The following is a 12,388-nucleotide window of genomic DNA, read 5'->3' as shown; positions in this document are numbered from 1 at the left end:
ACGCAAATATGGCGAGCAGATTACGAATCATGGCGCCCCAGCGGCCTCTTTCATATCAGATCAATCATGCGACGGCGGCGCCCATCAATCTCGATGTATGAATACGCGCCCTAATTCGGTCCGACCGAAAACGGACCGATCGCGATGACGTGACAGTCGCTGTCGCGTTTGGCGCAGTTACCGAGCGCCTGGTTGATCGCGTTCTGTTCGTTCGCCGCCTTGAGCGCCAATCCCGGATGCCCCGCCGCGCCGGTCGCAACCGCATTCCATCCGTCCGACGCAGCCGCGAGCTGGCGCACCACGTCGTCGCGCGCGTCCGCCGCGATCGAGGCGTTGCCGGCAGGCCGGCCGGTGACTTTCAGGATGGTCGGCACCGGCACCACGAACACATCATCAACAGCGACGATCTTGCAGGCCGTACCCGCGACCGCGCCACAGCCTTCGAGCGTCCGCCGCGCCGCCTCTTCCGGCGAGTCCTGATTGAAGAAGAAGAACATTTGCCCTCCCGGCCCAACCGCAATCGCCTTGCTTTTGCGTCCCCGCAGGTATCTTTCGTCGATGCTCTTCCTCGGGCCTTCGTGGACCAGGGGAACCTCGACGGGAACAAGCGGCCGTTCGGTCGACGGATCGTGCACGATCCAGGGCGTCGGCGGCAGCGGCGGATGGCCATACATGGAAACCACCGTGTTGCCGACGGCGTAGACTTCGCATTTTCGCGGCGACTGCGCCGCGTCGGCGTGTTTCTGACATTGCTCGACGGCGGCACTTTTCGCGGCTTCTTCGCTCGGCTGCGCCACGACAAACGCGTTGACGCCGGCATTGTTGAGGGCGACGGCCTTGAAGTCCGCCGCGGGCGCATACTCGTTCGCCAGGGTAATACGGGCGCGATCGCCGACGAACGGCACGGTCTCGGCCGCAAACCTCTCGCTCGATGCGATCGGTGCCGCCGGCGGAGGGGCCGGCGCCGCGGGCGCCGCGGCCGCGACCGCAGTTGCCGCCGGGGTCGTGTTGGCTGCGGTGGACGTCTCCCCGGACCTTCCTGGCAGCTCAAGCTTGGTAAAATACAGAAAGCCTGCGACGCCAATGGCGACGACGCACACCACCGTCACCGCCAGCGGCCACATCCAGTTCGGCGTTGCCGAGGCTTTGGCAGCAGGCTTCTTCACTTGCGGTGTCGCGTAGGTGCCGTCCTCGCGGCGCATCGCCACCATATAGGCATGCACCGGGGTCGGAATGTTCTTCACTTCCTGCGCGCCGATATCGGCGAACTGCACCGACAGCTTGTTGGCGACCTGTTCATGCACCGCGCGCGAGACGCAGATGCCGCCGACCTCGGCCAGGCCCTCGAGCCGCGCCGCAATGTTGACGCCGTCGCCGAGCAGGTCGCCGTCACGCTCGACCACGTCGCCGATCGTGATGCCGATGCGAAAGCTCATCTGGCGGCTGGGCGGATAGGCCATATTGCGGGTGCGCAGGCTTTCCTGGATGTCGATCGCGCATCGCACCGCTTCGACGGCGCTCGGAAATTCGGCCAGCACCGCATCGCCGGCGGTGTTGAAGATTCGTCCGCCGGATTTGGCGATGAAATCGTCGGTCACTGCCCGGTAGGAGGCCAGACGCCGCAGCGTCTCCTCTTCGTCCTCGGCGACCAGCCTCGAATAGCCGGCAATATCCGCCGCAAAAATGGCTGCGATCTTGCGTTTCATGAAAGCCGGCCCCGGACCACGATGATTGGTCGCAGAATGGCGCCAGAAGTTCACAGGCGCAACCTAAGTTCCGGCGCCGGTCGCGCCGTCGCGGAGGCTCAATTCAGTTTGGTTTTGCCGCGGCTGGCGGGGCCGACCCGCTCAGTGCATCGCCGTCGCGCTGAGCTGGCTCTGGATGCTCTTGAAATGATCGAGCCGTTCGATCTCGCGATCGAGCTCCGAGCCGTCCTTTTCGGCAAGCTTGGCTTCCATCTCGGAAATCGTGTCGGCGAACCGCGCCCGGTCGAGCTCGTCGATCGAGGTGGCGACATCGGCCAGCACGGTCAGGCCATTCTCGGACATTTCCGCAAGCCCGCCGAGCACGATGATCTTCTGATGGGTGCCGCCCGTGGTCACCGTGAGGATCCCCGGCCGGATCACGGCCACCACCGGCGCATGTCCGGCGAGCACGCCGAAATCGCCTTCGACGCCGGGAACGTCGACCTGATCGACCTCGCCGGTGAAGGCGAGCTTTTCAGGCGAGACGAGATCGAAGTGGAAGGTGGCCATGGTGGTGTACCTGCGAGTAGTAAGTGGCGAGTAGCGAATGGCGAGCAGTGAAGGAAGGGAATGGCCTTTAACTATTCGCCACTCCCTATTCGCTATTCGCCCTCTTACGCTGCTTCGGCCGCCAGCTTCTTGCCCTTTTCGACCGCCTCTTCGATGTTGCCGACCATGTAGAAGGCGGCCTCGGGGAGATGGTCATACTTGCCTTCGCACAGCCCGCGGAAACCCTTGATGGTGTCGGCGAGGTCGACGAACTTGCCGGGCGAGCCGGTGAAGACTTCGGCGACATGGAACGGCTGCGACAGGAAGCGCTCGATCTTGCGGGCGCGGGCCACCGCGATCTTGTCCTCTTCTGATAATTCGTCCATGCCAAGAATGGCGATGATGTCCTGCAGCGACTTGTAGCGCTGCAGCACCTGCTGAACCATGCGCGCGGTGTCGTAGTGCTCCTGGCCGACGACGAGTGGGGAAAGCATGCGCGAGGTCGAGTCGAGCGGATCCACCGCCGGATAGATGCCCTTTTCCGAAATCGCGCGGTTCAACACCGTGGTCGCGTCCAAATGGGCGAACGAGGTCGCGGGCGCCGGGTCGGTCAAGTCGTCGGCCGGCACGTAGATCGCCTGCACCGACGTGATCGACCCCTTGTGCGTGGTGGTGATGCGCTCCTGCAACGCGCCCATGTCGGTGGCGAGCGTCGGCTGATAACCCACCGCCGAAGGGATACGACCCAACAGCGCCGACACTTCGGAGCCGGCCTGCGTAAAGCGGAAGATGTTGTCGACGAAGAACAGCACGTCCTGGCCCTGATCGCGGAAATGCTCGGCGACCGTCAAGCCGGTCAGGCCGACGCGGGCGCGGGCGCCCGGCGGTTCGTTCATCTGGCCGAACACGAGCGCGCATTTCGACTTCACGCTCGGATCCGGATTGTGCGGATCGGCGTTGACCTTGGATTCGATGAACTCGTGATAGAGGTCGTTGCCTTCGCGGGTCCGCTCGCCGACGCCGGCGAATACCGAATAACCGCCGTGGGCTTTCGCAACGTTGTTGATCAGCTCCTGAATCAGCACGGTCTTGCCGACGCCGGCGCCGCCGAAGAGGCCGATCTTGCCGCCCTTGGCGTAAGGCGCCAGCAGGTCGACGACCTTGATGCCGGTGACGAGAATTTCGGCTTCCGTGGACTGGTCGGTATAGCTCGGCGCATCCGCGTGAATCGGGCGCAGGCCTTCCGCTACCAGCGGACCGGCTTCATCGATCGGCTCACCAATCACGTTCATGATGCGGCCGAGCGTGCCGGCACCGACCGGAACGCGGATCGGCGAGCCGGTGTCGGTGACTTCCTGACCGCGGACCAGGCCCTCGGTGGTGTCCATTGCGATGGTGCGCACTGTCGATTCACCGAGATGCTGCGCCACTTCGAGCACCAGGCGATTGCCGGCGTTCTTGGTTTCGATCGCGTTCAGAATGGCGGGCAGGTGCCCTTCGAACTGCACGTCGACGACGGCGCCGATGACCTGGGTGATGTGTCCGGTCTGGTTTGCTGCTGCGGCCATAAAACTCTCTCCTTCGAATTCTTTTCGCTAGAAGTCCGCCAGTGTGTCGCGCGAGTGGCTAGAGCGCCTCGGCGCCGGAGATGATTTCGATCAGCTCCTTGGTGATCTGGGCCTGACGGGTTCGGTTGTAGATCAGGGTCTGCTTGCGGATCATGTCGCCGGCGTTGCGGGTGGCGTTGTCCATCGCGCTCATTTGCGCGCCATAGAACGAGGCATTGTTTTCGAGCAGCGCGCGGAAGATCTGCACCGCCAGATTGCGCGGCAGCAGGCCGGTCAGGATCTCGTCTTCCTCGGGCTCGTATTCGTAGGATGTGGTAGCGCCAACATTGGCGGCCTCGGTCTCCACCACCAGCGGAATGATCTGCTGCGCGGTCGGGACCTGCGCGATCACGGATTTGAAACGCGAGAAGAACAGCGTGCAGACGTCGAACTCGCCGGCGTCGAAACGCGCGACCACCCGCTTGGCGATATCCTCGGCATTGACGAAGCCGAGCTGGCGGACCGAGCGCAACTCGATATTCTCGACGATCTGCTTTTCGAAGGTGCGGCGCAGCTGCTCGAAGCCCTTGCGGCCGACGCAGAAGAACTTGACCTCTTTGCCCTGGTTCATCAGCGCCAGCGCGCGCTCGCGGGCGAGACGCACGATCGAGGAGTTGAAGGCGCCGCACAGGCCGCGTTCGCCGGTGCAGACCAGGAACAGATGGACCTGATCCTTGCCGGTGCCGGCCAGCAGCACCGGCGCGCCGGGCGACCCCGCCGCGGCACTGGCGATATTCGAAATCACCGCGTCCATTTTTTCCGCGTAGGGCCGCGCCGCTTCGGCGGCGGTCTGCGCACGGCGCAGTTTCGACGCCGCGACCATCTGCATGGCCTTGGTGATCTTCTGCGTCGCCTTGGTGGAGGCAATGCGGACCCGCATGTCTTTAAGGGAAGCCATTCTCAGTTCACCCCGGCGATCCGATCCTCGATCCGACCGCAAGCCTCGCTTTTGTCATGCCCGGCTTTGTGCCGGGCATCGACGTCTCGTTCTCTAGGCAAACGTCTTGGTATAGCTCTCGACGACCGCCTTCAGCTTTCCGGCGGTATCGTCGCTGAGATCGCGGCTTTCGCGGATGCTGTTGAGGATCTCGACGTTCTTGCCGCGCAACAGCGACAGCAGGCCGTCCTCGAAGGCGCGCACCTTGCTGAGCGGAAGGGCATCGAGATAGCCGTTGGTGCCGGCCCAGATCACGCACACCTGCTCTTCCATCTTCAGCGGCGAGAACTGCGGCTGCTTCAGCAGTTCAGTCAACCGAGAACCGCGGTTCAGCAGCCGCTGGGTCGAGGCGTCGAGGTCGGAACCGAACTGCGCGAACGCCGCCATTTCGCGGTATTGCGCCAGCTCGCCCTTGATCTTGCCGGCGACCTTCTTCATCGCCTTGGTCTGCGCCGACGATCCGACGCGCGACACCGACAGACCGACGTTCACCGCGGGACGGATGCCCTGGAAGAACAGGTCGGTTTCCAGGAAGATCTGGCCGTCGGTGATCGAAATCACGTTGGTCGGGATATAGGCCGACACGTCGTTGGCCTGGGTTTCGATGATCGGCAGCGCCGTCAGCGAGCCCGAACCCTGCTGGTCGTTGAGCTTGGCGGCGCGCTCGAGCAGGCGGGAATGGAGGTAGAACACGTCGCCGGGATAGGCTTCGCGGCCCGGCGGGCGGCGCAGCAGCAGCGACATCTGGCGATAGGCGACGGCCTGCTTGGACAAGTCGTCATAGATGATGACCGCGTGCATGCCGTTGTCGCGGAAATATTCGCCCATGGTGCAGCCGGTGAACGGCGCGATGTACTGCATCGGCGCCGGATCGGAGGCGGTGGCGGCGACGATGACCGAATATTCCAGCGCGCCCTGCTCTTCCAGCACCTTGACGAACTGGGCAACGGTCGAACGCTTCTGGCCGATCGCGACATAGACGCAATACAGCTTGATCTTCTCGTCCGGCTGCGCGTTGAGCGGCTTCTGGTTGAGGATGGTGTCGAGCGCGATCGCGGTCTTGCCGGTCTGGCGATCGCCGATGATCAGCTCGCGCTGGCCGCGGCCGATCGGGATCAGCGCGTCGATCGCCTTCAGGCCGGTCGCCATCGGCTCGTTGACCGACTTGCGCGGAATGATGCCGGGCGCCTTGACGTCGACGCGCTTGCGTTCGGTCGCAGCAATCGGCCCCTTGCCGTCGATCGGATTGCCGAGTGCGTCGACCACGCGGCCGAGCAGGCCCTTGCCGACCGGGGTGTCGACGATGGCGCGGGTGCGCTTGACGGTCTGGCCTTCCTTGATCTCGCGGTCGGCGCCGAAGATCACGATACCGACGTTGTCGGTCTCGAGGTTCAGCGCCATGCCGCGGGTGCCGTTCTCGAACTCGACCATTTCGCCGGCCTGGACGTTGTCCAGCCCGTAAACGCGGGCGATGCCGTCGCCGACGGACAGCACCTGTCCGACTTCGGAAACCTCAGCCTCCTGGCCGAAGTTCTTGATCTGGTCTTTCAGGATCGCGGAAATTTCCGCGGCGCGGATGTCCATCAGCCTGCCTCTTTCATCGCGTGCTTGATCGAATTGAGTTTGGTGCGAAGCGAACTATCCACCATGCGGCTGCCGAGCTTGACCACAAGGCCGCCGATAATCGAAGGATCGACTTTCACGTTGAGCGCGACGTCCTTGCCCGTCACCGATTTCAGTGCGGTCTTCAGGGCGTCGAGATTCTTGTCGCTGAGCGTTTCGGCGACGGTGACATCCGCGGTCGCCTCGCCCTTGAACCTGGCCACCAGCGCGCGGAACGCGCGCAGCACGTCGGCGACCGCGAACAGCCGGCGGTTGGCGGTGAGAACTTTCAGGAAATTGGCGGCAACGCCTGATATACCGGCCTTGTCGAGCACGGAGGCAAGCGCCTTCGATTGCACCTCCGCCGAAAAAACCGGGCTGCGGACCAGGCGTTTCAGATCGGCACTGTCGCCGAGCATGGCCTCGAATTTATCGAGATCGGCCCTGACCGCGTCGATGGATTTTTCATCCCGCGCCAGTTCGAACAAGGCCGTTGCGTAACGACCGGACACTCCCGAAACCGACGGATCTTCTGCAGCCACAAGCTTGCTCTTTATTGCTGTCAAATTCGCAAGGGAAAAACCGTCGCCACGATGCGGCGCCTAGCGATCCAAGCCCTTGGAATTCAAGCGGGACTTCGATTTTCGACCGGCACAGGCTGTACCGGGATCGTTAAAATCGCGGCTTTGCTAACATAGCAGGAGCGCAGGTGCAACATGACGGAACGCGCCGGCGCTGCCTTGTCGCATGTGCTTATCCGTGCCGGCCGGATGACATTTTTCGGCTCCTCCGGCGCCGCGAGTTTTTCGGCCCCGACCAGATCACGCTGACGCTTCGCGGAAATCGCAAGCGGCAATTCGTTCCGGCGCCGGATGCATGGCTGCATGGAGCCATACGCAGGGAACGCCGGCTTGGCCGGGTTCATCCGACCGCCCGCATTACTTGGCGAAATCTCGTCTTCTTCGGCGACGACTTCTCTTGAAAGTATTTCTAAGTAATAAACCATTAATTCTTCATGTGTCTGCAGTACTTATGAAATATTAACGATTGACCGCATTCGGTCACAAGATATTTCAGCGGGAGACAAACAGGTTTTACTGCCCCTTTTATGCCTCATTAGCCCACCAAACGGCGACCAAGCAAATTGGGACGGGGGTTCCACTAGTCACACATGTGGCAATACTATCCGAGGGACTAATGCATGGTAACATTCAAAAACCCGACACTGGGAAGGGTAACCCAGTCGCGCACTGCGCTGGCGCTCGTCACCGCAACTCTCCTGGTCGGCGGAACCGCCACCGAGGCTTCTGCCAAATCACATCGGCATCATCACGACGGCTACCATCATCACCATCACGCCAGTGACTCGCCGCGGGGCGCCGGCAGCCTGGCCTGGCGCGGCGCCAATGCCTCGATCGCTCCGTCGTCGGGCGGCGGACGCAGCTTCTCGGGGATGGCGTCCTTCTACGGCAACGAGTCCGGCAGCAAGACTGCCTCCGGTCAGCACTTCAATCAGAACGCCCTGACCTGCGCCCACCGCTCACTGCCGTTCGGCACCAAGCTCCGGGTGACCCATGGCGGCCGCAGCGTCGTCGTCACCGTTAATGACCGCGGCCCATTCGTCCGCGGCCGGGTATTGGACCTGTCGACGGGCGCCGCCCGCGCGATCGGCCTGACCAGCGCCGGCGTCGGCCGGGTGACCGCTGAAGTCGTCTCCTGACGGCGTCTTGCGCGCCTCTTCGATCCATCAAACCCAGTAAGCGTTGCGTAGCGTAACGGCCGCAGACTTGCTGCACGCCGAAAAAGGGTCCGCCGTCGTAAATGACGGCGGGCTTTTTTGTCGGCCGTCACTGCGGCATCATCCTCTCACTCACAAAAAGCTCTGCGGATCGACGTCGACCTCAAGCTTGAGATTGCCTTTTGTCTTCGGACCGGCGGCCAGCCATTCGCGCAGATATTCCGACAGATCGACATTGCGGGCCGATTTCACCAGCAGGCGGAAGCGATAGCGGCCCTTGATCACCGCGAGCGGGGCTTCGGCGGGTCCCAGCACCTTGATCCGCTCGTCGATCGGCGCGATCGCGGCAAGCTTGCGCGCAAAACCTTCGGCGGTCGGCCGGTCGCCGGCGGAAATGATCAGGCTCGCCAGCCGGCCGAACGGCGGATAGGAGGCGCGCTCGCGGGCCTCGATCTCGCTGGCATAAAACGCCTCGCGGTCGCACGCCACCAGGGCCTTCATCACGGGATGTTCGGGCTGGTGGGTCTGCAAATAACCGACGCCCCTGCCCTGATCGCGTCCGGCGCGTCCGATCACCTGGTTGAGCAATTGCCAGGTGCGCTCGGCCGCGCGCGGATCGCCATTGCTCAGGCCCAGATCGGCATCGACGACGCCGACCAGATTGAGCCTCGGGAAATTATGGCCCTTCGCCACCAATTGGGTGCCGATGATGATATCGACGCGGCCCTCCGCGATCTCGGTCAACTCGGCGCGCATGGTTTCGATCGAGGTGATCAGGTCGCTCGACAGCACCATGGTGCGGGCTTGCGGAAACAGTGCCGCGGCTTCCTCCTGCAGGCGTTCGACGCCGGGGCCGACCGCGACCAGCGATTCCTCGGCCTGGCAATGCGGGCAGACATGCGGGCGCGGCATCGAGAAGCCGCAGTGATGGCACACCAGGCGCTGGCGAAAACGGTGATCGACCAGCCAGGCGTCGCAGATTGTGCAGGCAAAGCGATGCCCGCAGGCCCGGCACAGGGTCAAGGGCGCATAGCCCCTGCGGTTGAGGAACAACAGCGCCTGCTCGCGCCGCTCGATGGCGATTTTGATCTCGCCGGCTAGCCTCGGCGAAATGAAGCGGCCGCGCGACGGCGGCTCGCGGCGCAGATCGATCGCCTCGATGTGCGGCATGTGCTGGCCGCCGAACCGCGATGGCAGCACGATACGCTGGTACCGGCCCTTGCGCGCGTTGACTTCGGTCTCGACCGACGGCGTGGCGGAGGCCAGCACGATCGGGATCTTGGCGATATGGGCGCGGACCACCGCCATGTCGCGGGCATGGTAATGCGCGCCTTCGTCCTGCTTGTAGGCCTGGTCATGCTCCTCATCGATCACGATCAGCCCGAGATTGGCATAGGGCAGAAACAGCGCCGAGCGCGCCCCCACCACCACGGGCGCTTCACCGGCCGCGATCGCGGCCCAATTGCGCTGCCGGCTGCGTGGCGTCAGTTCGGAATGCCATTCCAGCGGCCGGACGCCGAAACGCTGCGCGAAGCGGTCGAGGAACTGACCGGTCAGCGCGATCTCCGGCATCAGGATCAGCGACTGCCTGCCGCGGCGGATCACTTCGGCAATGGCCTCGAAATAGACTTCGGTCTTGCCCGAGCCGGTGACGCCGTCGAGCAGTGCGACGTGAAAGCTGCCATTGGCCGCCAGCGCGCGCATGGCATCGACGGCGGTGCGCTGCTGGCGGGAAAAGTCGGGCGTCGCGAAGGAAGGATCCGGCGCCGGCGGCGCCATCGCGCGCGGCATCGGTTCGGTCGCCAGCGTGCCCTCGTCGACAAGGCCGTCGATGACACCGGCGCTGACGCCGGCTTCATGAGCGGCTTCGGATTTGCCGTGCAGCAGGCCGTCGGACAGCACATCGATCAGCCGCCGCCGCGCCGGGGTCAGGCGCTTGGGCGCCTCGCCGATCAGGCGCACGCCCATCCGCACCCGTTCGGGGCCTAGATGTTCGCCCATCCGCAAGCACATGCGCAGCACCATGCCGCGCGACGACAGCGTGTAATTGGCGACCCAATCGACGAGTGAACGAAGCTCTTCCTTCAGCGGCGGCACGTCGAGCTTTTCGCCGACAACCTTGAGCCGGTTGTGCAGGCGCGGATCGGGATTGGCGTTTTCCGCCCACACCACCGCGACCACCTCGCGCGGCCCCAGCGGCACGCAGACCACGTCCCCGGGCTTCAGTTCCATGCCGCGCGGCACCCGGTAGGAATAGTTCTGATCGAGCGCGACCGGTACCAGCACATCGACGACACCGGTCGACGATGCGGATGACGTGCCGGCGCGCGTGGTGTGGTCCATTTTCAAAAATCAGACTCAAAAACCGGGAGGAAGGGCTGAACTTACGTCCATCGGCGGGTCGGGGCCAGAGTCCGGGCGCGGCCAGCCGCCAGATTAGCGAACGGTAAACGAAACAGGTGCGATATAATAAGCAAGAATCATCGCGCGCGCACAGCGGCCCGAAAGACAGCCAAATGGCAAAGCCAGCTCCCGCGGTTCAACCGATCGAACTCGACTGCGCCGACGGCACCATCACGCTGGAGATGACGCATTGGCTGGCGCATCTGCGCAGCGAGCGGCGGCTGTCGCCGAAGACGCTGGAAGCCTATACCCGCGACCTCCGCCAATTTCTCGGTTTCCTTTCGGGGCATTGGGGCGCGCGCGTGACGCTCTCGCGCTTTGCCGCGCTGGAGACGAGCGACGTCAGGGCTTTCATGGCGATGCGGCGCGCCGATGACATCGGCGGGCGGTCCTTGATGCGGACGCTGGCGGGACTGCGCTCGTTCGGCCGTTTTCTCGAACGGGAAGGCAGGGGCAAGGTCGGAGCGCTGTCGGCGATCCGCGCGCCCAAGGTCGGCAAGAGCCTGCCGAAGCCGGTTCCGATTGTCGCGGCGAAGCGCTTTGCCGACGCCGACGAGCGCGCTGGCGAGGACCGCGATCCCTGGATCTGGGCACGCGACGCCGCCGTGATGGCGCTGTTGTACGGCTCCGGCCTGCGCATCTCCGAGGCGCTCGGCTTGAAACGCCGCGACGTGCCGCTGCCCGGTGCCGGCGACGTACTGGTCGTGACCGGCAAGGGCAACAAGACCCGCATGGTGCCGGTGCTGCAGAATGTGCTGACGCTGGTTCAGGATTATGTCGCGATGTGCCCGCATCAACTGCCGCCGGAAGGGCCGGTCTTCGTCGGCGCCCGCGGCGGGCCGCTCAGTCCCCGGATCATCCAGCTCACCATGGAGCGGCTGCGCGGTGTGCTTGGCCTGCCCGACAGCGCGACGCCGCACGCATTGCGGCATTCCTTCGCGACGCACCTGTTGAGCCGGGGCGGCGACCTGCGCGCGATCCAGGAACTGCTCGGGCATGCGTCGCTCTCGACCACGCAGATCTATACCGGCATCGACAGCGAGCGGCTGCTGGAAGTCTATAAATCCACGCATCCCCGCGCCTGAAAATCGCCCCGCTTTCATCCCCGTCACGCCACCGTCACGCCCGCTTGCCCCTTGCGCCGGCGGTGCCGTTCGGTCAATCGTTGGCGCATCCACAGGGAGGGAATCATGAGCGCACAGGAAGTTTTGGAGCAGGCGGAGCACACCAAGGAAGCCGCCGGCGAGAACAGGAAGATCGCGCTGCTGATTGCCGTGATCGCGCTCTGCCTGGCGCTGTCGGAAACTTTGGGCAAGGGCGCCCAGACCGAATCCATCGCCAAGAACGTCGAGGCCTCGAACCTGTGGGCGTTCTTTCAGGCCAAAAGCATCCGCCGCACCGTGGTCCAGGCCGCCTCGGACCAGTCGAGGTTAAGCCTCGGGCTGATGGGCGACGCTGCCGCGAAGGCGGCGCTGCAAAAGCAGATTGACGACTGGCAGCAGACCGCGGCGCGCTATCGCTCCGAGCCTTCCACCGGCGAAGGCACCGAGCAACTCGCCGAACGCGCCAAGCATGCCGAGGAAGAGCGCGACCTCGCCACGGCGAAGTACCATCACTTCGAACTCGCCTCCGCCGCCTTCCAGATCGGCATCGTGCTGGCGTCGGCGACCATCATCACCGGCATGATCGCGCTGGCCTGGATCTCCGGCCTGTTGATGCTGGCGGGAATCGCCTTCACCGCGCTCGGCATCTTCGTGCCGCATCTGTTGCATCTGCCGTGAACGGCGAGAGCCCCGTTCCGATAGAATCGAAACGGAACTTGGGTAACGCGTTTTCTCAACGCGGATCGGTCTCCACTTCGCTTGAA

11 protein-coding genes are annotated in these 12,388 nt (G+C 64.0%); 3 read left to right on the top strand and 8 right to left on the bottom strand.

The genetic code is table 11. From position 1 onward, the window contains the following. Positions 1-110 precede the first annotated feature (110 nt). The 7 genes from B5525_RS10895 to B5525_RS10865 form a co-directional block, all read right to left on the bottom strand. A complete protein-coding gene (locus tag B5525_RS10895) occupies positions 111-1,706 on the bottom strand; it encodes an adenylate/guanylate cyclase domain-containing protein (protein WP_079566008.1) in 1,596 nt (531 codons plus the stop codon). A 141-nt stretch (positions 1,707-1,847) separates the two neighbouring features. Then, positions 1,848-2,255 (bottom strand): F0F1 ATP synthase subunit epsilon, encoded by a 408-nt coding sequence (locus B5525_RS10890; protein WP_079566007.1) that lies wholly within the window; start codon positions 2,253-2,255, stop codon positions 1,848-1,850. Between the two features lie 104 nt (positions 2,256-2,359). Further along, entirely contained in the window at positions 2,360-3,802 is a 1,443-nt protein-coding gene (gene atpD / locus B5525_RS10885; protein WP_079566006.1) for a F0F1 ATP synthase subunit beta, read from the bottom strand. Between the two features lie 58 nt (positions 3,803-3,860). Next, on the bottom strand, positions 3,861-4,739 hold the full coding sequence (locus B5525_RS10880) for a F0F1 ATP synthase subunit gamma (RefSeq protein ID WP_079566005.1): 879 nt from the start codon (positions 4,737-4,739) through the stop codon (positions 3,861-3,863). 93 nt (positions 4,740-4,832) lie between these two features. After that, positions 4,833-6,362 (bottom strand): F0F1 ATP synthase subunit alpha, encoded by a 1,530-nt coding sequence (gene atpA, locus B5525_RS10875; RefSeq protein WP_079566004.1) that lies wholly within the window; start codon positions 6,360-6,362, stop codon positions 4,833-4,835. Next, complete coding sequence (locus B5525_RS10870; protein ID WP_079566003.1) at positions 6,362-6,922, bottom strand: F0F1 ATP synthase subunit delta; 561 nt, start codon at positions 6,920-6,922, stop codon at positions 6,362-6,364. Before B5525_RS10870 ends, atpA begins: the two co-directional genes overlap by 1 nt. Before the next feature lie 83 nt (positions 6,923-7,005). Continuing rightward, the gene (locus B5525_RS10865; protein WP_154073150.1) at positions 7,006-7,386 is read right to left on the bottom strand and encodes a hypothetical protein; all 381 of its coding nucleotides are present in this window, start codon (positions 7,384-7,386) and stop codon (positions 7,006-7,008) included. Positions 7,387-7,581: 195 nt separating this feature from the next. On the opposite strand from B5525_RS10865, the gene B5525_RS10860 reads away from it, so the two are divergent. Continuing rightward, positions 7,582-8,100: a septal ring lytic transglycosylase RlpA family protein gene (locus B5525_RS10860; RefSeq protein ID WP_079566001.1), complete on the top strand. Its 519-nt coding sequence runs from the start codon at positions 7,582-7,584 to the stop codon at positions 8,098-8,100. 150 nt (positions 8,101-8,250) lie between these two features. On the opposite strand, the gene B5525_RS10855 is transcribed toward B5525_RS10860, so the two are convergent. After that, positions 8,251-10,461: a primosomal protein N' gene (locus B5525_RS10855; RefSeq protein WP_079566000.1), complete on the bottom strand. Its 2,211-nt coding sequence runs from the start codon at positions 10,459-10,461 to the stop codon at positions 8,251-8,253. A 173-nt stretch (positions 10,462-10,634) separates the two neighbouring features. Here B5525_RS10855 and B5525_RS10850 point away from each other — a divergent pair, with 173 nt between their 5' ends. After that, positions 10,635-11,606, top strand: coding sequence for a tyrosine recombinase XerC (locus B5525_RS10850; protein ID WP_079565999.1), 972 nt, complete (start codon positions 10,635-10,637; stop codon positions 11,604-11,606). Between the two features lie 105 nt (positions 11,607-11,711). Further along, positions 11,712-12,302 (top strand): DUF4337 domain-containing protein, encoded by a 591-nt coding sequence (locus tag B5525_RS10845; RefSeq protein ID WP_079565998.1) that lies wholly within the window; start codon positions 11,712-11,714, stop codon positions 12,300-12,302. Positions 12,303-12,388 lie beyond the last annotated feature (86 nt).

This window comes from Bradyrhizobium erythrophlei (genome assembly GCF_900129505.1).
GTDB lineage: Bacteria > Pseudomonadota > Alphaproteobacteria > Rhizobiales > Xanthobacteraceae > Bradyrhizobium > Bradyrhizobium erythrophlei_D.
Note: the sequence above shows the minus strand (reverse complement) of the source record. Positions and strands in the feature narration are given on the sequence as shown.